This is a genomic window from Kitasatospora sp. NPDC028961, from assembly GCF_055564815.1.
The window spans coordinates 213,340-239,402 of the sequence record NZ_JBVHVO010000006.1; the positions used below are offsets into that span (position 1 = coordinate 213,340).

General features: G+C 70.3%; 27 protein-coding genes and 4 pseudogenes. 15 read left to right on the forward strand and 16 right to left on the reverse strand.

The features are described 5' to 3' along the window. The first annotated feature begins 48 nt into the window (after positions 1 to 48). On the forward strand, positions 49 to 654 hold the full coding sequence (locus ACZ4UX_RS14765; RefSeq protein WP_465706891.1) for an IS5 family transposase: 606 nt from the start codon (positions 49 to 51) through the stop codon (positions 652 to 654). Positions 655 to 661: 7 nt separating this feature from the next. On the opposite strand, the gene ACZ4UX_RS14770 is transcribed toward ACZ4UX_RS14765, so the two are convergent. Further along, the gene (locus tag ACZ4UX_RS14770) at positions 662 to 1,123 is read right to left on the reverse strand and encodes a GNAT family N-acetyltransferase (protein ID WP_465706892.1); all 462 of its coding nucleotides are present in this window, start codon (positions 1,121 to 1,123) and stop codon (positions 662 to 664) included. A gap of 245 nt (positions 1,124 to 1,368) precedes the next feature. Between ACZ4UX_RS14770 and ACZ4UX_RS14775 the strand changes: the two genes are divergently transcribed. The 3 genes and pseudogenes from ACZ4UX_RS14775 (at position 1,369) to ACZ4UX_RS14785 (ending at position 3,635) form a co-directional block, all read left to right on the forward strand. Continuing rightward, entirely contained in the window at positions 1,369 to 1,878 is a 510-nt protein-coding gene (locus ACZ4UX_RS14775) for a helix-turn-helix domain-containing protein (RefSeq protein ID WP_465706893.1), read from the forward strand. Next, positions 1,784 to 2,401 (forward strand): transposase, encoded by a 618-nt coding sequence (locus tag ACZ4UX_RS14780; protein WP_465706894.1) that lies wholly within the window; start codon positions 1,784 to 1,786, stop codon positions 2,399 to 2,401. Before ACZ4UX_RS14775 ends, ACZ4UX_RS14780 begins: the two co-directional genes overlap by 95 nt. A gap of 102 nt (positions 2,402 to 2,503) precedes the next feature. Next, positions 2,504 to 3,635: pseudogene (locus tag ACZ4UX_RS14785) on the forward strand (IS630 family transposase). 21 nt (positions 3,636 to 3,656) lie between these two features. Here the strand turns inward: ACZ4UX_RS14785 and ACZ4UX_RS14790 are convergent. Next, positions 3,657 to 4,040 (reverse strand): hypothetical protein, encoded by a 384-nt coding sequence (locus ACZ4UX_RS14790; protein ID WP_465706895.1) that lies wholly within the window; start codon positions 4,038 to 4,040, stop codon positions 3,657 to 3,659. Between the two features lie 68 nt (positions 4,041 to 4,108). On the opposite strand from ACZ4UX_RS14790, the gene ACZ4UX_RS14795 reads away from it, so the two are divergent. Further along, positions 4,109 to 4,423 carry a DUF6896 domain-containing protein gene (locus ACZ4UX_RS14795; RefSeq protein ID WP_465706896.1) on the forward strand — a complete coding sequence of 105 codons (315 nt, stop codon included), beginning with the start codon at positions 4,109 to 4,111 and terminating at the stop codon, positions 4,421 to 4,423. Between the two features lie 5 nt (positions 4,424 to 4,428). Here ACZ4UX_RS14795 and ACZ4UX_RS14800 read toward each other — a convergent pair. The 3 genes and pseudogenes from ACZ4UX_RS14800 to ACZ4UX_RS14810 form a co-directional block, all read right to left on the reverse strand. Continuing rightward, positions 4,429 to 5,236: pseudogene (locus ACZ4UX_RS14800) on the reverse strand (IS5 family transposase). Between the two features lie 249 nt (positions 5,237 to 5,485). Next, the gene (locus tag ACZ4UX_RS14805) at positions 5,486 to 7,099 is read right to left on the reverse strand and encodes a serine/threonine-protein kinase (protein WP_465706897.1); all 1,614 of its coding nucleotides are present in this window, start codon (positions 7,097 to 7,099) and stop codon (positions 5,486 to 5,488) included. Next, complete coding sequence (locus tag ACZ4UX_RS14810) at positions 7,096 to 8,787, reverse strand: serine/threonine-protein kinase (protein ID WP_465706898.1); 1,692 nt, start codon at positions 8,785 to 8,787, stop codon at positions 7,096 to 7,098. Before ACZ4UX_RS14810 ends, ACZ4UX_RS14805 begins: the two co-directional genes overlap by 4 nt. 397 nt (positions 8,788 to 9,184) lie before the next feature. Here ACZ4UX_RS14810 and ACZ4UX_RS14815 point away from each other — a divergent pair, with 397 nt between their 5' ends. Beyond that, entirely contained in the window at positions 9,185 to 9,493 is a 309-nt protein-coding gene (locus ACZ4UX_RS14815) for a transposase (RefSeq protein WP_465706899.1), read from the forward strand. A 2-nt stretch (positions 9,494 to 9,495) separates the two neighbouring features. Continuing rightward, positions 9,496 to 10,080 carry an IS3 family transposase gene (locus ACZ4UX_RS14820; protein ID WP_465707015.1) on the forward strand — a complete coding sequence of 195 codons (585 nt, stop codon included), beginning with the start codon at positions 9,496 to 9,498 and terminating at the stop codon, positions 10,078 to 10,080. Here the strand turns inward: ACZ4UX_RS14820 and ACZ4UX_RS14825 are convergent. Then, positions 10,076 to 10,666: pseudogene (locus ACZ4UX_RS14825) on the reverse strand (IS110 family transposase); the annotation flags it as partial. The gene ACZ4UX_RS14820 and the pseudogene ACZ4UX_RS14825 overlap by 5 nt on opposite strands. 343 nt (positions 10,667 to 11,009) lie before the next feature. Here ACZ4UX_RS14825 and ACZ4UX_RS14830 point away from each other — a divergent pair. After that, positions 11,010 to 11,309, forward strand: a pseudogene (locus ACZ4UX_RS14830) (transposase); the annotation flags it as partial. Positions 11,310 to 11,508: 199 nt separating this feature from the next. Further along, positions 11,509 to 13,173: a lysine--tRNA ligase gene (lysS, locus tag ACZ4UX_RS14835; protein WP_465706900.1), complete on the forward strand. Its 1,665-nt coding sequence runs from the start codon at positions 11,509 to 11,511 to the stop codon at positions 13,171 to 13,173. A gap of 97 nt (positions 13,174 to 13,270) precedes the next feature. Here lysS and ACZ4UX_RS14840 read toward each other — a convergent pair whose 3' ends face one another. From ACZ4UX_RS14840 to ACZ4UX_RS14870, 7 genes are read right to left on the reverse strand one after another with little or no spacing between them, the layout of a single operon-like run. Continuing rightward, positions 13,271 to 13,810 carry an AAA family ATPase gene (locus ACZ4UX_RS14840; protein ID WP_465706901.1) on the reverse strand — a complete coding sequence of 180 codons (540 nt, stop codon included), beginning with the start codon at positions 13,808 to 13,810 and terminating at the stop codon, positions 13,271 to 13,273. A gap of 28 nt (positions 13,811 to 13,838) precedes the next feature. After that, positions 13,839 to 14,684: a class I SAM-dependent methyltransferase gene (locus ACZ4UX_RS14845; protein WP_465706902.1), complete on the reverse strand. Its 846-nt coding sequence runs from the start codon at positions 14,682 to 14,684 to the stop codon at positions 13,839 to 13,841. Continuing rightward, positions 14,681 to 16,444: an amino acid--tRNA ligase-related protein gene (locus ACZ4UX_RS14850; protein ID WP_465706903.1), complete on the reverse strand. Its 1,764-nt coding sequence runs from the start codon at positions 16,442 to 16,444 to the stop codon at positions 14,681 to 14,683. The genes ACZ4UX_RS14845 and ACZ4UX_RS14850 overlap by 4 nt, the downstream gene beginning before the upstream one ends. Continuing rightward, complete coding sequence (locus ACZ4UX_RS14855; protein WP_465706904.1) at positions 16,441 to 17,091, reverse strand: hypothetical protein; 651 nt, start codon at positions 17,089 to 17,091, stop codon at positions 16,441 to 16,443. Before ACZ4UX_RS14855 ends, ACZ4UX_RS14850 begins: the two co-directional genes overlap by 4 nt. Beyond that, positions 17,084 to 17,623: a dCTP deaminase gene (gene dcd / locus ACZ4UX_RS14860; protein WP_465706905.1), complete on the reverse strand. Its 540-nt coding sequence runs from the start codon at positions 17,621 to 17,623 to the stop codon at positions 17,084 to 17,086. Before dcd ends, ACZ4UX_RS14855 begins: the two co-directional genes overlap by 8 nt. Then, complete coding sequence (locus ACZ4UX_RS14865) at positions 17,620 to 18,120, reverse strand: dCTP deaminase (RefSeq protein WP_465706906.1); 501 nt, start codon at positions 18,118 to 18,120, stop codon at positions 17,620 to 17,622. Before ACZ4UX_RS14865 ends, dcd begins: the two co-directional genes overlap by 4 nt. Continuing rightward, positions 18,117 to 19,334 (reverse strand): cytochrome P450, encoded by a 1,218-nt coding sequence (locus tag ACZ4UX_RS14870; protein ID WP_465706907.1) that lies wholly within the window; start codon positions 19,332 to 19,334, stop codon positions 18,117 to 18,119. Before ACZ4UX_RS14870 ends, ACZ4UX_RS14865 begins: the two co-directional genes overlap by 4 nt. A 312-nt stretch (positions 19,335 to 19,646) precedes the next feature. On the opposite strand from ACZ4UX_RS14870, the gene ACZ4UX_RS14875 reads away from it, so the two are divergent. From ACZ4UX_RS14875 to ACZ4UX_RS14890, 4 genes are all read left to right on the forward strand, one after another. Beyond that, the gene (locus tag ACZ4UX_RS14875) at positions 19,647 to 20,504 is read left to right on the forward strand and encodes a helix-turn-helix domain-containing protein (RefSeq protein WP_465706908.1); all 858 of its coding nucleotides are present in this window, start codon (positions 19,647 to 19,649) and stop codon (positions 20,502 to 20,504) included. Beyond that, entirely contained in the window at positions 20,501 to 20,791 is a 291-nt protein-coding gene (locus ACZ4UX_RS14880) for a DUF397 domain-containing protein (protein ID WP_465706909.1), read from the forward strand. The genes ACZ4UX_RS14875 and ACZ4UX_RS14880 overlap by 4 nt, the downstream gene beginning before the upstream one ends. Positions 20,792 to 21,238: 447 nt before the next feature. Continuing rightward, positions 21,239 to 21,715: a GNAT family N-acetyltransferase gene (locus ACZ4UX_RS14885; RefSeq protein WP_465706910.1), complete on the forward strand. Its 477-nt coding sequence runs from the start codon at positions 21,239 to 21,241 to the stop codon at positions 21,713 to 21,715. Beyond that, a complete protein-coding gene (locus ACZ4UX_RS14890) occupies positions 21,712 to 22,203 on the forward strand; it encodes an HIT family protein (RefSeq protein ID WP_465706911.1) in 492 nt (163 codons plus the stop codon). The genes ACZ4UX_RS14885 and ACZ4UX_RS14890 overlap by 4 nt, the downstream gene beginning before the upstream one ends. A 428-nt stretch (positions 22,204 to 22,631) precedes the next feature. Here the strand turns inward: ACZ4UX_RS14890 and ACZ4UX_RS14895 are convergent, their stop codons facing one another. Then, on the reverse strand, positions 22,632 to 22,970 hold the full coding sequence (locus ACZ4UX_RS14895; protein WP_465706912.1) for a hypothetical protein: 339 nt from the start codon (positions 22,968 to 22,970) through the stop codon (positions 22,632 to 22,634). A 404-nt stretch (positions 22,971 to 23,374) separates the two neighbouring features. Then, the gene (locus ACZ4UX_RS14900; RefSeq protein WP_465706913.1) at positions 23,375 to 23,983 is read right to left on the reverse strand and encodes a TetR/AcrR family transcriptional regulator; all 609 of its coding nucleotides are present in this window, start codon (positions 23,981 to 23,983) and stop codon (positions 23,375 to 23,377) included. Positions 23,984 to 24,060: 77 nt separating this feature from the next. Here ACZ4UX_RS14900 and ACZ4UX_RS14905 point away from each other — a divergent pair, with 77 nt between their 5' ends. Further along, entirely contained in the window at positions 24,061 to 25,035 is a 975-nt protein-coding gene (locus ACZ4UX_RS14905) for a zinc-binding dehydrogenase (RefSeq protein WP_465706914.1), read from the forward strand. 193 nt (positions 25,036 to 25,228) lie between these two features. Here ACZ4UX_RS14905 and ACZ4UX_RS14910 read toward each other — a convergent pair whose 3' ends face one another. Then, positions 25,229 to 25,444 carry a DUF6199 family natural product biosynthesis protein gene (locus tag ACZ4UX_RS14910; RefSeq protein ID WP_465706915.1) on the reverse strand — a complete coding sequence of 72 codons (216 nt, stop codon included), beginning with the start codon at positions 25,442 to 25,444 and terminating at the stop codon, positions 25,229 to 25,231. Between the two features lie 262 nt (positions 25,445 to 25,706). On the opposite strand from ACZ4UX_RS14910, the gene ACZ4UX_RS14915 reads away from it, so the two are divergent. After that, positions 25,707 to 25,928 carry a hypothetical protein gene (locus ACZ4UX_RS14915; RefSeq protein ID WP_465706916.1) on the forward strand — a complete coding sequence of 74 codons (222 nt, stop codon included), beginning with the start codon at positions 25,707 to 25,709 and terminating at the stop codon, positions 25,926 to 25,928. The last annotated feature ends 135 nt before the right edge of the window (positions 25,929 to 26,063 follow it).

Here is a 26,063-nt window from a genome sequence, read left to right on the forward strand (position 1 = left end):
AGCGGTCTGCCGATGCCTCCGGTGCCCGGTGACACCACCTTTTCGATCATGATCGACTGGGGATCTCAGTCATGCCGGGCCCGGAGGCCGGGAGCCCCGTTGCGGGGCCGCGAAAACGGTAACGGGGACCTACAGGTCGAGCCGCCCGGCGGAGTATTCGCCGAGCCTGCCGACCACGGGCTCGGGCGCTCCCGCGGTGGACTGACCACTAAGATCCACCTGGCGGTCGAGCAGGCGCAGGAGCTGATGTCACTCGTGATCACGGCCGGACAACGCGGCGACTCCCCGCAGTTCCAGGTCGTTATGGGCCGCATCCGTGTGCCCCGACCCGGCCCGGGACGCCCGCGCACTCGGCCGGACAAGGTCCGCGCCGACAGAGCGTATGGATCCCGCGCGAACCGCGTCTACCTGCGCAAACGCCGTATCGGCTGCACGATCCCGGAGAAGCGCGACCAGATCGCCTACCGCAAGAAGCGCGGCTTCCGCGGCGGCCGTCCGCCGAAGTTCGACAGGGCCGACTATAAGGAGCGCCACGCCGTGGAGTGCGGCATCAACCGCCTCAAGCGCCACCGCGCGGTCGCCACGGGATACGACAAACTCGCCGTCCGCTACGAGGCGACCGGGCTGGTCGCAGCCATCAACGAGTGGCTGTGACGCATGTTCACGACCGGCCTGAGGACGCCTGCTGCGCGAGTGACTTGAACAGGTGCACATCCGCGTTCCCACCGGGAATACCTAGGGTCCGGCCAGTCTCGATATAGCCGTGGCGCTCGTAGAAGCCGGGGGCCTGGAAGGTGAAGGAGGAGACGACCACGCGATCACAGCCACGTCGTTGCGCCTCTGCCTCGGTGGCACGCAGGATCCTGCTGCCCCAGCCGTCCTTGCGGCTGTCCTCGCGCACCCAAAGCAACTCGATGCCACACAGGCCGCCCCAGGTCCATGCAGCCAATCCACCGATCAATTCACCTGCTTCATCGGTGACCTTGACCGAGAACGTGCCGCGGTCGGCCGCACCCGTCGCGGCTGTGTTGAAAGCGACCAGTTCCTCGGTCAGACGGTCGTTGAGCTCGGCATCGCGTTCGCCGGTGGTCAGAATCGGGCCGGTGCTGTGGTCAGTCGTCACGGCGCGGAGTATGTCAGGCCGGACAGCCCCCAAGCACGCGATTAATTACGCCCTTGATCCACTTCTGAAACAGGCCCTAGTGCTGCGTTCCTCAAATCGTGGGTATAGAGCGTGTGTTGGGGCTTCTTTGTGGCTGGGGGTGGGGCGTGCCGGGTTTGCTGCGGGCTCGGGCTGCCGTGGGGGCGGACGAGGAGAGGGCTGTTGCCAGGCTCGCCGGGGCGCGGAAGGCGCCGGCGGATCTGGTGATGCGGGCGCGGATCATCGCCCTGAGCTGGGACGGTCTGCGGGTGGCGGCCATCGCCGCCGAGCTGGGCTGCCATGCGAAGACGGTCCGCTGGTGGCTGCACCGGTTCAACGATCTCGGCCTGGAGGGGCTGGAGGACCGGCCGATCACCGGCCGGCCCAGGCGGCTCACCGAGCTCGAGCGGTCCCGGATCATCGCCCTGGTCAAGCAGGTGCCACCCGGACGGCCCGCCCGGCAGGCGGACGGGGAGCTGGCCCCTGCCGACGAGGCGGCCCCACCGGAGTGGACACTGGACGCTCTGGCCGAGGAGGCCCGGCGGCTGGGGATCGAGGTCGGCCGCTCACAGGTGCGGCGGATCATCCTGACCGAGGGCACGAGGTGGCGCCGCACCCGCTCGTGGACCCGCTCGAAGGACCGTGACTTCGAGGGAAAAGAACGCGGATCATCGGCCTCTACACCTGCCCGCCCGACGGCGCGACCGTGGTCTGCGCCGACGAGCTCGGGCCGGTGATCCCGCGCACCTTCCCACGGCGGCGGGCTGGTCACCGGACGGGCACCGCATCAAGAACGAGATCGACTACTCCCGCGGACCGGAGAAGACCTGGGTCTACGGCGGCCTGCGCGTGCGGGACGGGCAGCAGGTCACGATGTGCGCCCCATCCCGTAACAGCGCCTTCTACCAGCAGTTCCTCCAGCTGATCGAGGACGCCAATCCCACAGGCGACATCTACGTGGTGACCGACAACCTGTCCTCCCACAACAGTGTTGCGACCCGCGCGTGGCTGGAGGGACATCCCCGGATCCGGCATGTCTTCATCCCTGTCGGCGCGTGCTGGCTCAACCTCCAGGAGGCCTGGTGGCGGATCTTCCGCAAGGCCGCACTCGCCGGCCAGTCCTTCGCCGACCCCGACGAGATCGCCCAGGTCACCAGAATCGCTACCGCCCAGCTCAACGCCCGCGCCCGCCCCTGGATCTGGGGCCGGCCCGCTCCTCCAACCCGACAACTGCGACGCCGCTACGTCTACCTGATTTGAGAAACGCAGCACTAGTGCCGCATCAGACAACGTTCGCCTCGTTGTGATGTGACGCCGTCCCGGGGGATGCTCTGGACGGCGCATCTGCGCCAAGCTGTGCGGATGGCGGAGCGAGTACGGGTCAGAGAGATCGATGACAACGAGGGGCAACGGCTGCTGCGGATCGTCCGTCGGGGAACCGGGTCGGTGGTGACCTGGCGGCGGGCCCAGATGGTGCTGCTGTCCGCGCAGAGCATGCCCATAGCGAAGATCGCCGAGGTGATGTTCACCAGCGCGGACAGGGTCCGCGACGTGATCCACAACTTCAACACCGACGGCTTCGACTCGCTCTACCCGAAGTACCGGGGAGGCCGTCCCAGAACGTTCACGCTGCCCGAGCGCCGCGAGATCAAGAAGATCGCCAAGTCCAAGCCGGCCGAGCACGGCCTGCCCTTCTCGACCTGGAGCCTGGCCAAACTGGCCGACTTCCTGGTCGCCGAGGGGGTGGTCGATGACATCAGCCACGAGGGCCTACGCATCCTGCTCCGCGAGGAAGGCGTCTCCTTTCAACGCGTGAAGACCTGGAAGACCTCCCGCGACCCCGACTACGCCACCAAGAAGGCCCGGGTCGAACACCTCTACGCCATCGCCGACCGCGAGGTCATACCCGAGGCTGGCGAGCCCGAAGTCATCTTCTGCATGGACGAGTTCGGCCCCCTCAACCTCCAGCCCCACCCCGGACGGCAGTGGGCCGAGCGCGGCGGCAAGCACAAGGACTCCGACCGGGAACCCCGGCCCAGGCGGCGGGCGACTTACACCCGACCGCACGGCGTCCGCCACCTGTTCGCCGCCTACGACCTGGCCAAGGACAAGCTCTACGGTCACATCAAGAAGACCAAGAACCGCTCCAAGTTCCTGGAGTTCTGCCGCTACCTGCGCGCGCTGCACCCGGCCGACGTGCGCATCGCGATCATCTGCGACAACTACTCACCCCACCTGACCACCAAGCGGTGCCAGCGGGCCGGGGTCTGGGCTGCGGCGAACAACGTCGAGACCCTACACCCCGACCAACAGCTCCTGGCTCAACCGCATCGAGGCCCAGTTCACCGCCCTGCGCTACTTCGCCCTCGACGGCACCGACCACCCCAGCCACAAGGCCCAGGGCAGCATGATCCGCCGCTACATCATCTGGCGGAACAAGCACGCCACCGACAAGCACCTCAACGCCCTTGTGGCCAGGGCAAACGTCGCCTGAGCCCGGCCCCAGCAGCCGAACTCACCAGATGTGCAGGAAGCTCCGGACGTCGTCATAGCCGTCGAGTGCCCGCCCGTCCACGTCCGTCGGGTCCGCTTCAGCACGCGTCGCCAACGACTCCGCCAGCGCCAAGGCCTCATCGCTGAGACGACCGAAGCGCCGAGCAGTATGTCCCAGGCACAGGCCGGCCAGCCCGAGAAGAGGGCTGCCCGGCGCGGCCCGCCTCCCGACCTCCACGCACCAGTGCTCGACGAACGTCTGCTCGTCATCGTTCAACGCGGTCCCGACCAACACACTCGCTGCCTCGGGCTCGTGCACCCGGTCCCTGAGCGCCCGCTCCAACGTCTGGGCGACCACGTCGTGAGGCAGGGCAGGAGGGTTCTCGAAACGACGATGTGAATGCATGCCGCGAGACTACGCATTCCGCAACGGCACCCACCCGTTCGCCCCAGCCCCACGGGACGGGGCGAACGTTGTCTGATGCGGCACTAGCAGATGTCCTCGGCCTGGTCCATCCGCGCCGGATCAGCAGGAGTGGGCAGGTCGGCACCTACGCATTCACGGTTCATGGGGCAGGGTGCCGCTTCGTCAGCGGCAACGGCCCCGAGGTCGATGTCGACTTCGCAGCCGACGGGAGCGAAATCTTCGACCTCTGGCGGCTGCGCTGGTACGGGCTGAGCCTGCCGGAGCCTCTTGACGTCGCGGATCAGGACCTGCGGACCGCGGTGCGGTTCCTGCAATCGCTTCTGACCGAGGTTCGCCCGGGATGGTTCAGCGTCGCCAACTGATCGCTTCAAGATGAGGTTCGCAGGCGACGCAGGCATATGAGGCTGCGGGCCAGTTCGAGCAGGCCCTGATGGAGATCTGCGCGTCGCTCGTAGCGGGTGCGGAGCCGTTTGAACTGGTGCAGCCAAGCGAAGGCAAGCTCGACCACCCAGCGGACCTTGCCCAGTCCGGAACCGTGAGCGACGCCGCGTCGCGCGATCAACGGCTTGATGCCCCGCTTCCACAGCGCGCGGCGGTACTTGCCGAAGTCGTAGCCCCGGTCGGCATACAGGCGCCGGGGCTTGCGGCGGGGACGTCCCCGAGCTCCCCGAATCGGCGTGACCACGTCGAGGAGTGGCAGGAGCTGGGTGACGTCGCGCCTGTTGCCGCCGGTGAGCGTGACGGCAAGTGGGTTCCGTGACGGTCGACGATCAGGTGGTGCTTGGAGCCGGGGCGGGCGCGGTCGACAGGTGAGGGGCCGACGTGGTCCCCCCTTTGAGGGCCCGGACGTGCGAGCCGTCCACGGAGCAGTCGTCCAGGTCCAGGCGGCCGGCACGGCGAAGCTCGGTCAGCAGGGCTGCGTGCAGGCGGGGCCAGACGCCGGTCTCGGTCCAGTCCCGCAGCCGGCGCCAGGACGTCACGCCGGAACAGCCCACGGTCTCCGCCGGGACCTCCCGCCAGGCGACACCGGTCCGCAGCACGAACAGGACGCCGGCGAGTGCTGTTCGGTCAGGAACACGCAACCGACCGGGATGCCGGTGGCGTCGTTCGGGAGCGGGTGGCAGCAACGGGGCCACCCGCTCCCACAGGTCGTCCGGAACAAGATCAGCACGCACCCGGACACCTTGCCGACCAAGATCGTCGAGCACAAGACCCGCAGCTCAACTCATTCTGAAACGATCAGTTTCAGTGACGGTGGGGCCGTTGATCCCACGGCAGCGCACCGGGCACCTCCCGCGGTCCGGTGGCGCCGTGGTCGACGTGGCACAGCCACTGGCCGTCGCCAGCCGGGGGGAGGCGGTGACCGTGTCGGCCCCGGCCCCCTCCCGCGAGGGCCCGGGATTCCACGGCCCCGGACAACGCGGTCACTTCAATGACTCTGCGGGGGGGATGGCCGCCAGGGCCGCGCGGGCGATCCGTGCGGCCTCCGTCTTGCAGGTCGACTCCGGGTGCTCGTCGCCGCCCAGTACCACCCAGAAGGTCATGTTGCCGTCGCGCACGGTCAGGTCGCAGTGTTCGTCGACGCCTCTGGGCTGCTCCCAGTACGCCTCGTCGCCGATGCCGAGTCCGCTGTCGCGGGTGCCTTTGGCCGCGGCCTCGGTGAACTCCTCGCGCTGCACGTCGGTCGCGTTCTTGTCGCCCCCGACGGTGCGCTTCAGCGTCCACTTGACGTAGGCGAGCGTATAGGCGTTCTCCAGGACGTAGCCGCCCCCGAGGTCGTCCGTGCCCATCCAGGTGCAGCTCGTCGACGCATCGCCGGTGCTGTCTCCCGTCGTGTCGCGCTTCTTGTCCCGCTCGGGCAGCCCCAGTTGACCGGCCGCCTCCGGGCAGGTCGGGACCTTGCTGTACTTGTCGGGCGGCCCGGACAAACCGCCCGCTTCGCCGCCGCGAGTCGTCAGTACGTACGCGCCGACGCCGAGGCCCGCGACGGCGAGCACGCCCGCGAGCACGAGGGCCGTGATCCTCATGGCGCGTCCGCGTGGGGGCGTACCCGCGAAAGGCAGCGGTGGCCCGAAGCCGGGACCAGGAGCAGAGGGAGAGACCCAGGTGGGGGAGTGCGCGACCGGGGCGGGGGTGGGGTCCGTGGTGTCGAGCAGTCGGTCGATCTCGGTCCGCTGGGTGGCGATCAGGCCGTGTACCGAGGGCGGCCAGGGCCGTTCGGCGGCTGTGATCGGGCCGAGGAGAGCGAGGAGTTGCTGCGGGGTCGGCCGGTCGGCGGGGGCCTTGGCCAGGCACGGTCCGATGAGGGCAGCAAGACCTGGCGGCAACGTGGTCAGGTCGGGCTCGGTGTGGACGACGTTGTAGAGGGTCCCCGCCATCGAGGTGCCGGAGAACGGGCTGTCGCCGGTGGCCGCCATCGCGAGGACCGCGCCGAGTGCGAACACATCGCTCGCCGGGGTGAGGTCCTGGCCCTCCGCCTGCTCGGGCGACATGAAGGCGGGCGAGCCGACCACCCAGCCGCTGTGGGTGACGGCGGTGGCGTCCGCGCCCTCGGCGACGCGGGCGATGCCGAAGTCGATGACACGTACGCCGTCCCCGGCGAGCAACACGTTGTCCGGCTTGAGGTCGCGGTGGACGATGCCGGTGCGGTGGATCTCGACCAGCGCGGTGGCCAGGCCCGCGGCGAGACGGCGTACCGCCTCCTCGGGCAGCACCCCGGCGTTTTCCACCGCCGCGCCCAGTGACGGGCCTGCCACGAACGCCGATGCCAGCCAGGGCAGTCGGGCCTCGGTGTCGGCGTCCAGGACCGCTGCCGTGTAGGCGCCGGAAACCTGGCGCGATGCGGCGACCTCGCGACGGAAGCGGGCGCGGAACCCGTCGTCGGTGGCGAACCGGGCGTGCACCTGCTTGACCGCGACAAGGCGGCCGTCCGGTGCGGCGCCGAGCAGCACCCGGCCCATGCCGCCCTGGCCGAGCTCGGCGAGCAGCCGGTACCGTCCGGCCGTGGCCGGGTCGGCCGGGCCCAGTGGCTTCATCATGCCGAGCCCGCCTTGTAGGTCCCCTTGGCCACGGACACGGCGAGGGCCTCGCACTTGTCGCCGGCGGGGTAGGCGGTGCCCTCCACGGCGACGAACACTTGGAAATTGACGTCCCGCGCGTACAACACACAGCCGCGGCTCGGTTTGCCGTGCCAGAACGCCTCCTCGCCGGTCCCGATGTCTGCGCGGTGGGTGGTGCCGGTGATGTAGAGGGCCTCGTAGTGCTTCTTCGCCCGTTCCGCGCCGCTCTTGTCCTTCGCTGTTCGGTACTGGTCCCACGTGAGGTCGATCTTGTCGCCGGAGCGGCTCTGCCAGATACAACGGCCCTCCTGGTAACGGGCCTTGTCGTCGTGGTCCTCCTGGTCCGAGATCTCGGAGCCGGGCCGCATCGGCTGGAGCGCGAACTCGGCCGGCACCTTCACCTCGCCCGCGATCTCCTCGCAGGACGGGGGGAAGCCGGTGTACTTGTCCGCGACTTGGGCAAGGGGCTTGTTGCCCGGCGTCGGGACGGCCTCCGTGTGGAACGGGTTCACCTCCGGCGGCAGGAACGTAGCGAGCAGCGCGATGGCCGTGGCCAGCGCGGCGACGGAGCCGCCGGCGATCCAGGCGTGGCGCTTGCGCCGTGAACCGGGGATGGGCGGGGGCACGGGCGGCGACGGATACCCCTGATTCCCCTGATATGCCGGATGCGGCGGAGCGGCGGGGAGGTGCGGGGCCTGGGCGGCCGCCGTCATGGTGGGGGCGTGGTGGAGGGAAGCGGGACCGAAGGGGGTGGCGCTGGGCGCTGTGGCGCTGAAGGGGGTGGCATCGGCGGGCGGAGGCGCGGCATCGGTGAGCGTCGCGCTTCCGTCGGCTCCGGTGACGTACCGGTCGATCTCGGTCCGCTGCGCGAGCGCGAGTTGGTGCACCGCATCCGGCCACGGCCGCACCGAGGGCCGTACCGGCCCGATCATGGAGAGCAGGGCCTGCGGCGACGGACGCTGTGCCGGATCCTTGGCCAGGCACGCCTCGATCAGGGGCAGCATGGCGGGCGGCACAGCGCTCAGGTCGGGCTCGGAGTGCGCGACGTTGTAGAGGATGCCCGGTACCGAGGTGCCCGTGAACGGCGGCCTTCCGGTACAGGCCATGACCAGGGTCGAGCCCAACGAGAACACATCGGCGGCTGCGGTCAGTTGGCGTCCGTCCACCTGTTCCGGCGCCATGAACGGGGGCGATCCCACCAGGGCCCCGGTGTACGTGAGCTTCGTCTGCCCCTCCGCCGCCCGGGCGATGCCGAAGTCGATGACGCGGACGCCGTCCTCGGCGAGCAGCACATTGGACGGCTTGAGGTCCCGGTGGACGAGACCGACCCGGTGCACGTCGGCCAGCGCCTGCGCGAGACCGGCCGCGAGCAGCCGGCTCGACTCCAGCGGCAGCGCACCCATGGCGTCCAGGGCCTGGCTCAGCGAGGGCCCGGGCACGAACTGGGCGGCGAACCACGGCGTCGCCGCGTCCGGATCGGCGTCGACCACGGGCGCGGTGTAGGCGCCGGACACCTGCCGGGAGGCCGTCACCTCGCGCCGGAACCGGGTCCGGAAGCCGTCGTCCCCGGCCAGTTCGGCATGCACCTGCTTGACCGCGACGAGCCGTCCGTCGGGGGCGACGCCCAGGAGTACCCGGCCCATACCGCCCTGTCCGAGCTCGGCCACCACCCGGAACGGTCCTATGTGCGCCGACCCTGGCACTCCGGAAACCCCCATGTTGCCCCGCCCTCCCCGCCGACCGTCGAAGCAGGGCGATTATACGGGGGGTGCAGTTACGGGTGACGAGCGCGTTCTCCCTACCCGCTGTAGGTGAAGTACCCGCAGTAGAAGCTGTGGAAGACCTCGCTGACGCGAATGCGCGATTGAAGGTTCTGTCGCACGGCCGGAGTAGAGCTTGCCGCCGCTCCCGTCATCCCAAGGCCCCCATAGCCCTTTCCGGCGCTGTGCGGCCTCCTGCGCCGCTGGTCGCTCCCGGGAACCCTGGGGTACGGGCCCTGGGCTTGATCCGCTTTGGCGGACACCCCTGATCAGGGGCTTCGGCCCCGGAGGGATGATGTCCATCATGGAGAGCGTGGGAAAGAAGAAGCCGCGTCCCAGGCGCTCGTTCACGCCGGAGTTCAAGGCGGAGATCGTTGACCTGTGCCGACGGGGTGACCGGTCGGTGGGTCAGGTCGCGAAGGACTTCGATCTGACCGAGACCGCGGTGCGGGACTGGGTGAAGCAGGCCGAGACCGACGCCGGCCAGCGGGACGGTCTGACCAGCGACGAGCGCGAGGAACTGGCCCGGCTGCGGCGGGAGAACCGCCGCCTGCGCGAGGACGTAGAGGTTCTCAAGCGGGCCACGGCTTTCTTCGCGACGGAGACCCGGTGACGGTGCACCCGTTCATCGAGGCGGAGAAGCAGGCAGGTCACAGCGTCAAACGGGCGTGTGAACTGCTCAAGGTCTCCCGAGCCGCCTTCTACGCCCGCCGCAGCGGCGAGTCCGGCCCCCGCGCCGTCCGCGACGCCGAGTTGACCGAGAGGATCATCGAGATCCACGCGGACTCGCGGGGCAGCTACGGAGCCCCGCGTGTCCACGCCGCCCTCCGGCGGGGCGGCGACCGGTGCGGCCGTCGCCGGGTCGCCCGACTGATGCGCCAGGCAGACCTACAGGGCCGGCACCGTCGTCGGCGCCAGCGCACCACGATCCTTGACCCGAACGCCGCCACCCGCCCGGACCTGGTCCTGCGCGACTTCGAACCCGACCCCGCCGCCCTGGACGCGCGCTGGTGCGGTGACATCACCTACATCCCAACAGACGAAGGCTGGCTCTACCTGGCGACCGTCATCGACATCGCCTCCCGCCGTGTCGTCGGCTGGGCGACTGCGGACCACCTGCGGACCGAGCTGGTCGCCGATGCCCTGCGGGCCGCGTGCAGAACCCGCCGTCCCGCCGGTCCGGTGATCTACTGCGGGTGAGCTTGGCGGCCTCGGCCTGTGTGGGTGCGATCGCCAGGATTGCGCGGGCTTCACGGGCCAGCAGCCGCTCACGCTTGTCGGCGAACGCTTCCAGGATCGCCGGGTAGTACTCGCGAAGGTGCGAGCGCAGGCGGTTGTGGGCGCGGGTGCGGTCCCAGACCGCGTCCTGCTGGGCTCTGGCGAGGACGGCAATCGCCTTGACCAGGTCGGAGTCGCCCGGCAGAGGCCTGTGGAGCTCCGCGTCGGTCCGCAGGATGTTCGCCAGGACGACGGCGTCCTGGTGGTCGGACTTCTTGCGCGAGACGGTGTGACGGTCCCGGTAGCGGGCCACGGCCATCGGGTTGATCGCGAAGACCCGGCGCCCGGAGGCCCGCAGGCAAGCCACCAGGAGCCCGCGCGAGGTCTCGATCGCGATCGGGATCGGTTCGTCGGGAGTGTCTCCGTGCTCGGCGAGCAGACGCAGCAGGTCCTGGAAGCCCACCGCGTCGTCACTGATCCTGAGCTTGCCGAGCAGGCGGGCGTCGGAGTCGACCACCGCCACATCATGATGGTCTTCGGCCCAGTCGATTCCGCAGGTCACGTGCATGCGTGCCTCTTCTCGATCCTTCGCTGTCCGCTGGCGTCGAGCCGCGGCAGGACCACTCGGCGACCTAATAGAAGCGCTCGCCGGCGCACCACCCCATCAGCCGTCCGTGGCCCCAGCTATTCTCAGGGTCCTCGCTCTCGTGAAGAGCTCCACGGCTCCGGCTGATCAAGAGGTGGCCCTGGGAACGGCTCGAACCACGGCACGCTACGGCGGCCGAGTCCCAAGCGACAGGGGCCGCGCACGTATCGCTCTTGTCGAAGCGCTCGAAGCGCGGCATACAGCAAGACGTCTCGCTCGGCCCCTGCCAGAGCTGAGCCAACTCCCAGCCCTCAACGCCTATTAGGCCTACTCCTCCCGGGCCAACCGCGCCTACCTCCGCAAACGCGGGATCAAGGCGGTCATCCCGGAGAAGAGGGACCAGGCGGCCAGCCGGAAACGGGAGGGCGGTAAGGGTGGGCGACCTGTCGACCACGACACCGAACTCTACAAACAGCGCAACACCGTCGAGCGCCTGATCAACAGGCTGAAGGCCTGGCGGGGCATCGCCACCCGGTTCGACAAGACACCCGAGAGCTACCTCGCAGGCCTTCACCTCCGCGCCTCGATGATCTGGATAGACGACCTCATACGACCGATCCACTGATCACAACATCACGCAGGCCCAGCTACCCCCGCCCCACCCGGTACCACTGCCCCATAGTCTCAACCGGCAAGACGGCGGGCGACAACCCATCGCTACGGGATCCGCCCGGCGGTGACGCACTGTCGCGTTGCGGTTTGGATCAGTGGCTGACGGCTCTAATCTATGACCATCTGAATTCCCATCAGCCGGAGGACTTGACGTGGGCGTGAAGCAACAGAGCGATTGGGTGGTCGCCGCTGCGGACCAGGTGATCGCCGAGGGCAAACGCCGTGGCGGCGCGCCGCTGGTGTGTGCTTCCGGGATCAGTCCGTCGGGTCCGGTTCACTTGGGCAACCTGCGCGAGATCATGGTTCCGCACTTCGTAGCGGACGAGATTCGCCGGCGGGGGCTGGAGTGTCGGCACCTGCTGTCCTGGGACGACTATGACCGGCTCCGGAAGGTGCCGGCCGGCGTTCCGGCGAGCTTCGCCGAGCACATCGGTCGGCCGCTCACGGCGGTTCCAGATCCCTGTGGTGAGCACGAGAGCTGGGCGGAGCACTTCAAGGCACCGCTGCGGGCTGCACTGGCTCAGCTGGGTGTCGAGGTCGACGAGATCAGCCAGACCCGGATGTACACCTCCGGGGCCTACCGCGAGCAGAGTGTGCACGCGATGCGTCACCGGCGGCAGATCGACGAGGTCCTGGGTCGGTACCGGACAAAGAAGGCCGCGGCCGACGCCGAGGTGGAGCAGGACGACGAGGACCTGGCCGCGGCCAGCGCAGGCGGCTATTACCCGTACCGGCCGTACTGCGAGGTGTGCGGGCGGGACTCCACGACGGTCACCGCATTCGACGACGCCAGTACGGACCTGCGGTACCGGTGCGAGTGCGGCCACGAGGGCGGCTTCGTGCTGTCCGACACGGACAGCGGGAAGCTGGTCTGGAAGGTGGACTGGCCGATGCGCTGGGCGTACGAGGGCGTGACCTTCGAGGCCGGCGGCGTGGACCACTCCTCGCCGGGATCGTCCTTCACCGTCGGGTCGCAGGTGGTGCGCGAGGTTTTCGACGGGCTCCCGCCCTCGTACCTGGGATACAGCTTCGTCGGGATCAGCGGCATGGCGAAGATGAGCAGTTCGAAGGGCGGTGTGCCCACGCCGATCGACATCCTGGAGGTGCTGGAGCCTCCGGTGCTGCGGTGGCTCTACGGCCGGCGCCAGCCACGGCAGTCGTTCCAGATCGCCTTGGACGCGGAGATCCTGCGGCTGTACGACGAGTGGGACTCGCTCGGCCGGAAGGTGGCCGCTGGGACGGCGACGGAGCTTGAGGCCGCGATGCGGGACCGTTCGGTCGGCCCGGCAGCCGGACCGCTGCCGGCTACCCCAAGGCCGCTGCCGTTCCGCACGCTGGCGTCGGTGGCGGACGTGGCGGCCGGTGACCCGGAGCAGACCCTGCGCATCCTGCGGGACTTCACCGTCGAGGAGCCGCTGGCGGGCCTGGACGAGGCCCGGCCCCGGCTGGACCGCGCGCAGGCGTGGGTGAGCACCTACGTCCCCGCCGAGGAGCGGACCCAGGTACGGACCGAGCCGGACCGGGAGCGGCTGGAGCAGCTGCCTCCCGAGAAGCGGGAGGCGTTGAAGCTGCTGCTGGACGGGCTGGACGACAACTGGTCGCTGGATGGGCTGACGTCGCTGGTGTACGGCGTGCCGAAGATCCAGGCGGGGCTTTCGCTGGACGCCGCGCCGTCGCCGGAGCTGAAGGCGGCCCAGCGGGAGCTGTTCGTGCTGCTGTACGAGCTGCTGGTCGGCCGGGACACCGGGCCGCGGCTGCCCACCCTGCTGCTGGCGCTCGGGGCGGACCGGATCCGGTCGCTGCTGACCGTCGCGTAGCGCGGGCTGCCGGAGGCATTGGCCGCCGGCCTGGTCTCGGACGTGTTGAGGGTCGGGCCCGGAGCATGCTGCTCCGGGCCCGACCCCCGGTGTCTGCTCAGGCTGCCGCTCGCAGCCCCGTGCGGGTGAGGATCTCGTCGGCGACGGCGGTGGCCGGGCGGTGCTCGGTGTCGATGTGGTGGGAGAACTCCGGTCCGCGGAGGGCTTCGAGGCAGCGCTCGACCTGGTTGCCCTCCCAGCTGAGCGGCCCCCACTTGTCCGGGCCCTCGCCGCGCTCACGCAAGCGGGTGCGGATGGCGGCGGGTGGGGCGAGCAGGGTGAAGTGGCGCACGTCGTGCCCGGCCTCGCGCAGCGGGCCCACGATCCGGTCGAAGACGCTGTGGCGGACGATGGTCATCGGGACGATGATCGGGCGGTCGTAGGCGCGGGCGGCCTGGTCGAGCATGCAGTGGGTGAGCGGCGGCCAGAGCGGTTCCAGCTCGAACTCCTCGGTGCGCACGGTCTCGGGGAGCTGGGACCAGAGCATGTGTCCGATGGCCTCGGGGTTGATGACCATGGCCTGGGGCAGCCGCTGGGCGATGAGAGCGGTAGTGGTGCTCTTGCCGACGCCGAACGGTCCGTTGACGAAGACGATCACGTGACACTGGTGCCTTTCTGCTGGCTGGTCAGAACAGTTCGACGTAGCGGTTCGGGTAGGCGCGGGCGTCGTAGCGCAGGACGAGCACGGTGTAGCGCTGGTGGGCGCGCAGGGTGTTGGTGGCGTTCTTGATCTCGCGCAGCCGGTCGGTCATGGCGGTGCGGACGGCGAGGTCGGTGCTGCCGCTCTGCGCGAGGGCGCGGTCGACGGTGGAGCGGCAGTAGTGCTCGATGGCGTCGGCCGGCTCCGGGGTGAGGGTGTGGTCGCCCTGGTGGAGGACGTCGAGGCCGGTGAAGAGGGCGAGGGCCTGGTCGCGGGTCTCCATCGGGCTGCTGATGCCGAAGACGTCGCGGCGCACGGTGGCAGCGTTCTCGGGCAGGGGTTCGGGGGCCCAGAACGGGGCGGCCAGGACGTATCCGCCGTCGTGGAGGAAGCCGAGGAGCCGCTTCGCCATGGCCGGCGGGGCGGGGAAGAAGCCGAGGGCGGCGCCGACGGCGATGTGGCTGAACCGGTGATCGGGCTGGTAGGTGGTGCCGTCGGCCTGCTGGTAGGTGAGGCGGAGGGAGGGGTCGAGGAGCTGGTGGTTGTAGCGGGCGAGGTTGACCGAGTCGTGGCTGAGGTCGAAGCCGGTGGCGGCGGCGCCGGTGAGGCGGGCGAGTTCGCGGGAGGTGAAGCCGGTGGTGCAGGCGACGTCCAGGAGGTGGTGCTGCGGGCCGAGGCGGGAGTGCAGGGCCCAGGTGTTGAGCGTGGCGTGGGCGCCGGGCATGACGTTGGTCTGGTTGGTCATGGCGACGAAGTCGGGGTAGCTGGCGGCCCGGACGTCGTCGGCGGACCTGGGCACCTTAGCCAGGGGCCAGGCGGTCGTGGTGGTCATGGAGTCCTCTCGGTGGCGCGGAGACGAGTTCGCCGCTGGGCCGGTACGGGGGCGGGGCGGAGGGAGGCCAGGCGGGTGACGCTCATGCCGAAGCCGACGCACGGCGGCAGGCCGCTGTCGTACAGGTCGATGACCTGCTGGTAGGTGCGGTGCGCGAGGTGGTGGTCCGTGGCGAACTGGGTGGTGAAGGCGTCGGCCAGGCGGGCGGGGTCGCGTTCGTTGGTGGCGATCTCGGCGAGTTCGATGCCGTCGCAGTAGAGCCAAACGCGCTGGGCGCGGCGGCCGGTGCCGGCGATCAGTGGTGAGGCAGGGCCGGGGATGTCGGTGATCGCGGTCAGGCCGCGCAGCTGCTGGCGGACGTGGTGGCGCCACAGGCGCCGGGCAAGGCGGTCGGGGCCGTCGGTCTGCTCGGCGGTGTAGGGGGTGTGCTCGGCGGCCATGGCCCGGACGGCGACGGTGTCGGCGGGGTCGGTGCCGGTGATGTCGGTGAAGGCGTGGTCGAACGCCCGGCGGGTCAGCGGGGCGGTGATGCCGGTGGTGGCGGCGACGAGGTCGGCGAGGTAGGTCGTTACCTGGTGGAGGGTGAGGTCGGCCGCGTACGCCTCCAGCATCACGAACTCGACCGTGGGGCGACCGCGTTGGCCTTCGTTGCGGAAGCTGGGGCCGATCTCGTAGCAGCGGGTGGTGCCGGCCGCGATGACGGCGAGCAGATCTAGTTCGCTGGTGACGCGCAGGTACTGGCGCTGTGCTGCGGCGTGGGCCCAGGTGGTGAACGGACTTGCGGAGCCGCCGAAGTAGCCGCTGGTGAGGACGGGACTGATCGCCTCGCGGAAGCCGCCCGCGGCGAGGTGCGCACGCAGCGGACCCAGCACCGGGGTGAGGTGGGCCGCGACCGGTAACGGTGGTACTGCTCCGGATTCGTGGCGCTCCAGGTAGCGGACGAACAGGGTCGGGCGGCCGGTGCGGCTGGTGGAGCAGGTGCCCCGGGCGGCGACGAGGTCACCTGGGTGGAGACCGGCGGCGGTGGCGGGGTCGAGGGCGAGCTGGGCGGTGCGGCCGTCCCAGGCAAGGTCCGCGAAGGTGACGTGGCTGTGGGCGCGCAGGGCGGTGATGCGCCCGGACAGGGTGACGACCTGGTCGGGGGCCGGCCAACGGTTCCAGTCGGCGAGCGGGAACGGCTCGGGGTCGCGGGTGCGGGTGCGGGTGCGGCTACGGGGCGTTGGGGCGAGCGGGTCGGCGGTGGCGGTGAGGGTCAGCAGCAGGGCGACCGGGTCGTCGGTCCGGGGATCGAGGAGCCAGGCGGTGCGGCGGAGCAGGTCGCGGTGCAGGTGCGTGCCCGTGCCGGGCAGCAGTCGCAGAAGGTACAGGACCGCGGCGGCGCGCAGGGCGGTCAGGCGGCAGGGGATGGTGGCGGTGAGGGCGGTGGTGGCCTCGGCCAGCCGGGCCGGGTCGGCGGGACCGTCGGGCCAGGACGGTCGGCCCGGTTCGGCGGCGGAAGCGAGGGCGTGGTGCAGGACGTCGGCTTCGCGCGGGCCGAGGGCGGGCCGGGCGGAGTGGAGGGTGACGGCGGGGTGGGGACCGAGACGCAGGAGGCGGGCGATGCCGGCCAGGAGTTCGTCGGCACCGTCGGGGGCGTGGGAGGTGAAGAGGACGACGGCGGCGCTGAGCAGTTCGGTGGGCGCGTCCCACGTCGTGGGCGGGGTGCAGGCGTGAGTGGCGGCGATGTCGGCGGCCAGGATGGCGAGGTGGGTGGTGGTCATGTCGTCTCCCGTTCGGTCGGGCCGGGGCGCCACCAGGTGACGGGCGGGTCACCGGGGTCGAGAGCGGCGACGAACTTGGCTGCCTCGGTGGTCCCTTGGGCGAGGTCGGAGTCGTAGGGGGTGCCGGCCGCGTGATGCGCGACGCGGATGCGGTCCCGGATCGCGGGCGCGATCTCGGCGCCCTTGGGTGTGGCGTGCCGGTCGAAGGAGTGGACGGGCTGCAGGAGGAGGAAGGTGGCGGCCGACCCGCGGGTGGAGCGCGGGGAGGTGTCGGGGTAGCAGGGGGCGAAGACGACGAGGAACCAGCGGATGCCGGCCAGCCGCAGCCACCAGCCGTCGGTGCCCGCGTGCGCGAGTTCGGCGGCCGGATCGCCGCCGGTCGCGGCCAGCAGCCCGCTGACGCACGCGCGGACGGTGGAGGCGAGGACGTTCAGGGAGGAGCCGAGGCGGGGGTCGGCGAGCTGGAGGACCAGGCCGTCCAGCTCCTGGTCCACGACACGGCGGGCGAAGTCAGCGACGACGGCCCCGGCCGCCGTCCCGGCCTCGTACGGGTCGGCTCCGCTGTACGCGGGCGCGGTCTCGATGCGGGCGCGGGCGGCGAACAGGCACGCGGAGCGGCGCTGGATGGGGTCGAAGCCGTCAGCCACGGGCGACGGCCGCCCAACCGTCGAGGTGGCTGCGCGAGGGCAGCGGGCCGTCCGCGCCCTGGTACTTGCCGGTATACAGCTGGTCGATCTCGCCGAAGGTCACCCAGAAGCTCACCTGCGCCACCGGCATCCCGGGATACAGAACGGTGGGCATCGTGGCGTACAGTTGCAGGGTGGACCGGCCGTAGAAGCCGAGGTCGATGAGGTCGGCGGTGCAGTGCGCGAAGGTCCCCAGCCGGGCGAAGCCCGACTTGGCGTGCACGATCGGCACGAGCGAGTCGCTCCCGAACCTCTCGTCCATCTCGCCCAGGACGAACGCTCCGCGCTCCAGCCGGTAGCCGCTCTGCGGGATCTCGCGGTACTCGACCACCGGCTCGCGCGCGGGGTCCAGGACCTGGTCCTGGTACACGGCCAGGCGCTTGCCCAGCGTCAGGTCATAGCTGTTGGTGGTGCAGTTGCGTGGGTCGAACGGATCGATCCTGATGCGGCCCTGTTCGAATTCCCGGGCGATCTGGGGTCCGGTGAGGATCACGACGGTGCTCCGCTCATCTTGGACTCGCAGGCGTGGTTGAAGCGGGCGTACGTCGCCGGGCCGGGGAGGACGAGCCCGGTGTTGTGCCAGAAGGACACCTGGCCGGCGACCATGCCGGGATAGATCCGCATCGGCAGGGCAGCGACGATCTCCAGCGTCCAGCGGTGGCAGGAGGTGGTGTGGCCCAGATCGGCGGAGAGCTGGAGGAACAGCCCGCGCCGGCCGTTGCTGCTGCAGCCGATCAGCCGCATCGCGAACAGGCTGCTGCCGATCACCTCCTCGGTGTGTCCGAGGTACATCCGGTGCGGCTCCAGCACGAAGCCGTCCTCTGGCAGCTCGATCTCCGACCAGCTCGCGGTGCGGTCGTCGAAGACCTTGAGTCCGCGGCCCAGGTGGTAGTTGATCGAGTTGGGGTTCACCCCTGCCCGGTCGTAGGGGGAGAAGACGATGTCGCCCTGGCCGACGAACCGCCGGATCGCCTCACCGGTGAGGATCACCGCGCCTCCGTCACGATGCGCATCGGCAGGCAGGTGGCGGAGCGGATCACCTGCGAGGGCTTCCACCGCGTCCCGTCCAGCACGTGGAGCCGGACCCCCCGCCGGAGGACGGCCCGCATCACCGCGGCGCCCTCCATGCGGGCCAACGCGGCTCCGAAGCATGCGTGCGGGCCGTGCCCGAAGCCGACGTGCGGGTTCGGGTGCCGGCCGGGGCGGAACACGTGCGACTGCTCGAACACCTCAGGGTCGCGGTTGGCGGACGCCTGGAGCAGGATCAGCCGTCGGCCCGCCGGCACGGGGACGCCGAACACCTCGCAGTCCTCCACCGCCGTTCGGCCCGTCATGAGCGCGGGCCCGTCCAGCCGCAGAACTTCTTCGATGAACCCGGCGACGGGCCCCGCCGCACCCTCCGCGGCCTGAGTCGGCTCAGGCTGGTCCGAGAGCGCCCGAAGCACCGCAGAGATGAGCCCCGTGGTCGTCTCGTGGCCGCCGATCAGCAGGGCGATCAGGTTGGACACCGCCTCGTCCAGGGTGAGGCGTTCGCCCTGCTCCTGCTCCTGCACCTCCACCAGGGCCGAGACGATGTCGTCGCCAGCGCACGCCCGGCGGTGCTCGATGAGCCCGGAGAAGTAGTCCCAGAGGCCGGCCCACGCGGCGGCGAGCCGCGTCTCCTGGTCGTCGGTGAGCGTCGGCTCGGTGAGCAGGACGACGTCGTCGGACCAGCTCTTGACGAGGTCCTGGTCCTGCTCCGGGATGCCCAGCAGCGCGCAGATCGTATGGACCGGCAGGGGCTCCGCGATCTCCCGTGCCGCGTCACCGCCGCCGGCCGCCACGAACCGCGAGACCAGTGCGTCGGCCGTCGTGGCGATCTGCGGCTCCAGGGCGGCAATCCGCCGCGGAGCGAACGCCTTCGCCAGCAGGCCCCGCAGCCGCGGGTGCTGCGGCGCGTCGGCGTAGAGCACCCAGGACCTCACCTGTTCGAGAGCGGGCCGCAGGGCCGGACTGATCTCGTTCAGCAGGCCGGTGGCGGTCGGCCCGCACACGAAGCCCGGGTGACGCAACAGGTGACGCACCTCCCGGTAGCGCGGGAAGACGAGCCGCCCGCTGCCCAGGTCGGGACAGTCGATGGCCCGGGGCCCCTCGGCCAGTGCCGTGAGCACGGCTTCGCGCTCCGGCGCTGTGGAGAGTGCGGTCAACACGGTCTTCTGATCCATGCGTAGCCTCCCGTCCGCCCGACGTCCGCGCAAAGGCCGCCCCGTGCCGCCGTGAATGCCGACGGACGTAGTACGGGCAGGTCCATACACGGCGATCGGGCTGTGGTGTGACGAAGTAGAGGTGGCCGGCGGGAGGGGCCTGCCCGTCGTGGGGTGGCGCGCGGTCCCGTTTCCGACCGTGCACCGATGATGACGCTACGTCAGAGGAAGGGCAAGGGGGTCGAAAAGGAAACTCTGTCCTTTTCGCTGAACCGGCATATGCGAGCCACTGCCCAAGCGCTAGCCTGTCCCTCACGAAGGGGAGGTGCTGAGGTGGCCGTCGAGCCAACACCGCGGCGACGTCGTCTCGGCAGCGAGGTCCGGCTTGCCCGCAAGCGCCTCGGCTGGAGCGTCGAGCAGGCCGCCGTCGAACTCGGCTACGGCTCCGCGTCCACCATCTCGAAGATCGAGAACGGCACCCAGGGGATCAAGCCGCAACAGCTCCCGCACTTCTTCGAGGTCCTCGGAATCACCGACCCGGCGGTCCAGGACGCCTGGCGTGAGATGGTTCGCAACGCCCGCGACCGGGACTGGCACCAGCGCTACCCCGGAGTCGCCGACGACCCACTCGGTGACTACCTCGCCAATCTGGAGATCGCCCTCAGTCTCTTCATCTGGTCCCCCGTGGCCGTCCACGGCCTACTCCAGTGCGACGCCTACGAGCTGGCCGTAATCCTCGCCGGCCGCGCCTGGAAGAGCGACGAGGACATCCAGCGCTTCATCACGGTGCGGCGCAACAGCCGTCTCGCCGTTCTCTCCCGCAAGACTCCGCTTCGGATCTGGGCAGTTCTCACGGAAGCCCAACTCCGGCAGGAGGTCGGCGGCCGGGCGATCGCCCGCGACCAAGCACTGCACCTTATCGAGCTGGCCCGGGTCCACCGGAACATCGTCGTCCAGGTCATCCCGCTCGCGCGTGGCGCACATGCCGGTTGCGATGGCCCCTTCATGGCCTGGACGTTCCCGACCGGCCACGACTCCGTCACCATCGAGGGCATGAAGACCGCGCTTCACCTCAACGACCCCGAAACCGTCACCGACTACCGCACCACCAGCGATCACCTGAAGACGGACGCCCTACCGCCGAAGGACTCGCTCGAACTCCTCGCTCAAATCGCCAAGGACCTCTCGTGACCCACCGCACCGCGGCCCACCTCTCGGCCGCAAACGCTGACGACATCGTCGCCGCCGAAGACAAGAACAACCTCGATCCGACCTGGGTCAAGGACCAGTTGGACTGCGCCGAGTGGCTGTCAGCCAGCACCGGTGGCAGCAACTGCAAGGAGGTCGCGTTCCTTGAACGCGGCCTCGTCAGCACCCGCGACTCGCTCAACCCCCACCAGCCACCACACATCTTCACAGCGGGCGAATGGCGCGACTTCATCGAAGGTGCAAAGGCCGGACGGTTCGATCTCCCCTGACACTGCAGCTTTTCCGCCGAGGTGACCAATTCTCAGGGTTAGGGTGCGTATTTGGCTGTGATCAATTTGCGTGATTAGCCTGCGTGGGCAGGTTCTGATCCGGTAGACCATGCTGCGTGACGCGAGCGCAACTATCGCATGCTGAGTGGGAGTTCATCGGGCCGTACTTGCCGGTCGGCGAGTACGGCCCGTACCCCGAGCGGCTGCGGCAGCAGCGGCATCGGCTGGGAGAGAGCGACGGGCTCGACTTCCGGCTCCTTGACGCGGACCACGGGGTCCCGGGCCTGCTCCCGGCCAGCGAGTTCGACCTGGGGAGTCGGTCGGTCTGCGCTCGGCCAGTCTCGACCTGCTGCGCGCGTTCGGCTGGAGCGCCATGGCCGAGTACCCGCTCGACCATCTGCTCTGCCTCCTGCTGACCACCCACGTCACCCTGGAGAGGACCAACCGATGACCCCCACCACCGCCGCCCGGCCCGCCGTCCCAAGGGACGCCGACGAACTGCTGCGCCTGCGCGTCGCCGTTCTGGACGGCGGCCCGCTCACTGACGAGTGGCGCACCACCTTCCGCGACGACATGCGCGAGCGCCTGGGTACCGACCCGAACCTGCTCGCCTACGTCGTCCCCACCGCTGACGGCCTCGCCGCGTGCGCCATCGGCATCGTCTATCGCGGCTACCTCGGCCCCGTGTTTCCCACCGGCTTGTGGGGCCGCATCCACACCGTGGTGACAGATCCTGCCCACCAGCGACGCGGATACGGCCGGGCCGTGACCTGCGCCCTCGTCGAAGCTCTCAAGGACTGCGGCTGCGGGTCCGTCGAACTGAGGGCCACCGCCGCCGGCGCGGGCCTATACCGCACCCTCGGCTTCGAGCCCCTCGACGGTTTCATGACGCTGCGGCCCGGCCCCGGCGGGTGGGCGCGGTGACCGCCTTCGACCTCGACGCCTACAACGAGCGGGCCCGCAACGGGCCGTGCTTCATCTGCTCAATGCTCGCCGGCGCCCGCGGCTACGAGCACCGGATCGTCCTGGACGACGGCGTCCACGTCGCCTTCCTCGACCGCTACCCCACCCTGCACGGCAAGGTCCTGGTCGCCCCGCGCGCCCACGTCGAGGACACCATCGGCGACTTCACCGAGGACCAGTACCTCGCCTTGCAACGCGTGGTCCACCGCGTCGCGACCGCGCTCACGGCGACCGTTCCGACCGAGCGCGTGTACGTGCTGAGCCTAGGCAGCCAGCAGGGCAACGCGCACGTCCACTGGCACATCGCTGCCCTTCCGCCGGGCACCCCTTACGAGCATCAGCAGTTCCATGCCCTGATGACCGAAGGCGCCGGGGTACTGCCCGACGACCCCGAGCGGGCGGACCGCCTCGCCGCCGACCTGCGCGCCCGCCTTAACGGAGGGGCCTGACCGTGGCCTTCGTCCCGCCCGAGCAATTCGTCCCCACCCTGCCGCACGGCGTCTCCTACGCCGGGGTGTTCTTCACCGACCTCCGGGACCGGCCGCTGCTGCTCACCTCGGTCCATCGCCCGACCTGGTGCCGCCGACGGCCACCGACGGCACGGCGTTGTCCGACCTTGCCCCCGACGTGTGAGGCACGGTCAGGGCCGGTGACGGGGACGCGGTGGCAGGCCCCCGGGCGGTGAGCCGCCGTCCTCGTCCGCCTCGACCGCCGCGCCCCGCTCGCACCCCCGTGACCGTCGCAGACGGCGTACCGGCCATCGCTGTCGCCGGCATCGACGGTGCGGCGGCCCGGCGACGGCACGTCCTCGGACGCGCCCGCAGGCCCAGAAGCTCCCGCATGGAGAGCTTCTGGGCCTGCGGGACCGGGCTTCTGCCTAGACGTACGCGCCGGACACCGCCACGCCGCCGAGGCCGGTGGGGCACTCGGCCTTGGCGTACTGGTAGCCGGTGGCACTGCGCTTGATGCTTCCGTCGCCACAGGCGACGGTCACCCGCACGTCTCGCCCGCTCCCCGCGCAGCTGAGGTGCCCTCGTCCATGGCCGGCGTACCAGTCGATCCAGCCGCTGCACCCGGACGGGATGGCCATGACGGACACCTCCGGGGTCACCGCGGAGCGCGGACCGGCCTGCATCCCGCCGGACGCGTAGGACGGAGCTACGGACACGGCGACGGCTGCACCGGCCGCCAGCGCGCTCAGGGCAATCCGCTTCATATGCATCACTTCTGGAATCTCCTCGCTGATCGGGATGATTGACTTTCCGTCGTGCACGGCCGCCGCCGGAGAGTTCCGACGCGGACCCACCGAATCGCAGTTCTCTCGATCGACGGGGCCACTCGAACCTTGCTGCGGTGACGCACACGGCCGCAATGCCTTCCGCTGTCCCGGACACGGGCCGGGACGTCCGGGCTGGTCGGGCCGGTGTCCGCCTCATGTCCCGGACAGCAGAGCGCGACGGCGTTGACGGCCTGGTCCGACGTCAGCTTCCTCTTCTGTCGTCCATCGCCTACGTGCTGATGTCTCTCCGGCGGGGGGATCGGAATTCCCTTGTGGCAGAAGGCCGCCAGAACCGTGCCCGGTATTTCGGTCGCGGTCCGGAGCTCCCCGCACCCGCGGCGCTACCGGCGCGGGGTGCCCGGCTCGGCGTCGGCTACGCGGAGGCCGTCGATCACGAAAGCCGCGAGACGTCGTGCCGCTGCGTCGCGGGTGGAGGCGGGCGCGGCGGTCAGTCCGCGGCCGGCGAGCAGAATGACGACGAAGTCATCGAGTGTGAAGTCCGGACGCAGCCGGCCCGCGGCCTGCGCGCGGCGGATGAGGGTCGAGACGGCGCGGCCCAGCTCCTCGCGGTGTGCCTCGAAGTCGACGATGTCGGGGTGTGCCGACATGAACGCGTCCGTGAAGCCCTGGTTGCGCGCGTTGAGGAGCAGGGCGCGCTCGATGACCTCGCAGAACCCGCGCCACGGATCCGGGTCGGCGGTGCCGTCGTAGACGATCGAGCCGCACTCGGCGAGCTCCTCCTCGAACGCCTCGAGCACCAGGTCCTGTTTCGTCGCGAACCGGCGGTAGAGAGTCGCGGGCCCGACGTTCGCACGCCGGGCGATCTGTCGCATCGTCACTCCCAGCCCGGACTCCGCGAAGAGCTCCCGGGCCGCGGCGAGGACACGATCGCGATTCTCCCTCGCGTCGACACGCAGCAGGTGAGTCATCTTCGGGGCGATCTCTCTCACAAGGGCAAGTGGACGCATGCGTCCGTTACGTTCGATCGTACGGGAGCCAACCGGCTCGAACCAGTCAGGAGCGATGCATGCGAGCAGTCTCGATCCGTACTTTCGGCGACCCCGAAGGCATGGAGGTCGTCGACGTCCCCGTCCCCAGCCCGAGCGCAGGTGAGGTCCTCGTCCGGACCGCGGCGATCGGGGTCGGCGGAGTCGACGCGGTGATCCGGCGCGGCACGCTGGGCGCGCTCGGCCCGGCCATGCCTCGCGACGGTCTGGTGCCGGGAAGTGAGGTGGCCGGGACGGTCACGGCCGTAGGAGCGGGCGTCGAGGCGTCGTGGCTCAACCGACGCGTCTGGGCGTTCACCGGCCTCTCCGGCGGCTACGCCGAGTACGCGGTCGCGCGGATCGAGAACGTCACGCCGCTGCCCGCCGGCCTGCCGCCCGTGGACGCGGTGACACTCGGCAGCGCGGCCCCGGTGGCGCACTTCGCCCTGCGGCAGGCGCACTTCGCCGAGGGCGAGACCGTGCTGGTGCGTGGCGCGGCCGGCAGCATCGGCATCGCGGCCGTCGAGATCGCAGCCCGGGCCGGCGCGCGGGCGGTCGCGGTGACCACGTCGTCAGCCGAGCGGGGAGAGCGGCTGAGGGAGTACGGCGCGACACACGTGCTCGACCGCGACGGGAACAGTACGCGTGGTCCCGAGCCGGCCGGCTTCGATGTGATCGTCGACATCGTCGCCGGGCCGGCGCTGCCCTCGTTCCTCACGCGGCTCGCACCCCGTGGTCGGCTCGTGCTGGTCGGCCTCGTCGCCGGGCCTCCTCCGGCGGACTTCGGGTCGGCGCTGCTGAGCCGGTTCCGGCAGTCGGTGTCGGTCGCGACCTTCAGTCTGGACACGGTGCCGCGGGCCGACCTGGCCCGGACGCGCGCGAACCAGTTGGAGGCCGCGGTGCGAGGCGACCTCAGCGCCGTCGTCCACGCTGTCCTCCCACTCGAAGCCGCGGCAGACGCCCACCGGCGGATGGACGCCGGCGAGGTAATCGGGCGCGTCGTCCTGACACCGTGACGTACTGCCGCCCGGTCACAGGTTGGTGCACCAGCGTGCCGCGCAGGGGTGAGGGCCGAGGTCGGCTACCGGGCACGCGGTCCCGGAGCGTGCAGCGGCTGGGCGGGGCATCCGGCTGCCGCTGTCGAGGTCAGGCCTCCGAGGGGCCACTTGGTGACCGCCCCGGCGGGCCGGACACCCGCTCTTCGGGGGCTCACCTCAGATGGGAGATGAGGATCCAAGCGGCGACGGCGAGGAACACGATCCCGACCACGCGCTGCATCATGTAACCCCTGCGCGTGGGCTCCGCACCATCGGGGTCCTTCACCCACCCTCGCTGGAGCCGCCGGTTCACTCCCCACAGGAGCTGTGGCCGCAGTACCTGAACAAGCCCCATGGCCACCACCAAGCACGCCACAACGATGAACATCCGTCCCCCTCGTAAGCAGCTGCGGGCGTCCGCTTATCTGACGCCCTCTCATGCGACGCCTGCCCTACGGGCCTCGCGCGAAACAGGGAGTCCAGAGGGCACCGCCGACCACCGCCGGCGGTCACCCCTTTCTGCGAGGGCGGCGGCAGGACCCCGGAGTGAGGTTGTCGATCCGCCTCACGCCCAGGTGCACGCCATCGCGCGGGCGGGTAGACCCGTGGCACGACAGCGCGGAACCGTCCGCGCTCCGCCTGGGGGGCACATGGAGAACAACGAGTTCGTCGGAGTCGCGGTGATGGTGCCGGCCGGCCTGGGCTTCCTCGCCGTCCTGCTGTTCGGCGATCCCCTCCCGACGTGGTTGCGTGCCCTGCTCGCGGTGATCGCCCTCGTCGCGCTGTCCGTCGGCCTGGTGATCTGCGTGGGGGGCTCGGGTGGTTCGGGCGGCAACATCGGGGACGGCGGGTACGGGCCCGGGGGCCTCTAGTACTGCAACGGTGCTTACCGTGATGAGGCTTCAGCTCTTGGGCTGTGGCCTCGTCGCTTGTAGTGGCTGGTCCGGGCTTGATGCTGGCGTCGGCGGCGCCATCGGGACCAGTGCAGGACGTGGTCGATGCTGCGG

Coding starts and splice junctions, on each gene's coding strand:
- ACZ4UX_RS14845 (WP_465706902.1), bottom strand. CDS start 14,684: ATGACCACCACGACCGCCTGGCCCCTGGCTAAGGTGCCCAGGTCCGCC.
- ACZ4UX_RS14895 (WP_465706912.1), bottom strand. CDS start 22,970: ATGAAGCGGATTGCCCTGAGCGCGCTGGCGGCCGGTGCAGCCGTCGCC.
- ACZ4UX_RS14850 (WP_465706903.1), bottom strand. CDS start 16,444: ATGACCACCACCCACCTCGCCATCCTGGCCGCCGACATCGCCGCCACT.
- ACZ4UX_RS14815 (WP_465706899.1), top strand. CDS start 9,185: ATGGAGAGCGTGGGAAAGAAGAAGCCGCGTCCCAGGCGCTCGTTCACG.
- ACZ4UX_RS14775 (WP_465706893.1), top strand. CDS start 1,369: ATGCGGGCGCGGATCATCGCCCTGAGCTGGGACGGTCTGCGGGTGGCG.
- ACZ4UX_RS14910 (WP_465706915.1), bottom strand. CDS start 25,444: ATGTTCATCGTTGTGGCGTGCTTGGTGGTGGCCATGGGGCTTGTTCAG.
- ACZ4UX_RS14885 (WP_465706910.1), top strand. CDS start 21,239: ATGACCCCCACCACCGCCGCCCGGCCCGCCGTCCCAAGGGACGCCGAC.
- ACZ4UX_RS14915 (WP_465706916.1), top strand. CDS start 25,707: ATGGAGAACAACGAGTTCGTCGGAGTCGCGGTGATGGTGCCGGCCGGC.
- ACZ4UX_RS14905 (WP_465706914.1), top strand. CDS start 24,061: ATGCGAGCAGTCTCGATCCGTACTTTCGGCGACCCCGAAGGCATGGAG.
- ACZ4UX_RS14790 (WP_465706895.1), bottom strand. CDS start 4,040: ATGCATTCACATCGTCGTTTCGAGAACCCTCCTGCCCTGCCTCACGAC.
- ACZ4UX_RS14805 (WP_465706897.1), bottom strand. CDS start 7,099: ATGATGAAGCCACTGGGCCCGGCCGACCCGGCCACGGCCGGACGGTAC.
- ACZ4UX_RS14870 (WP_465706907.1), bottom strand. CDS start 19,334: ATGGATCAGAAGACCGTGTTGACCGCACTCTCCACAGCGCCGGAGCGC.
- ACZ4UX_RS14765 (WP_465706891.1), top strand. CDS start 49: ATGATCGACTGGGGATCTCAGTCATGCCGGGCCCGGAGGCCGGGAGCC.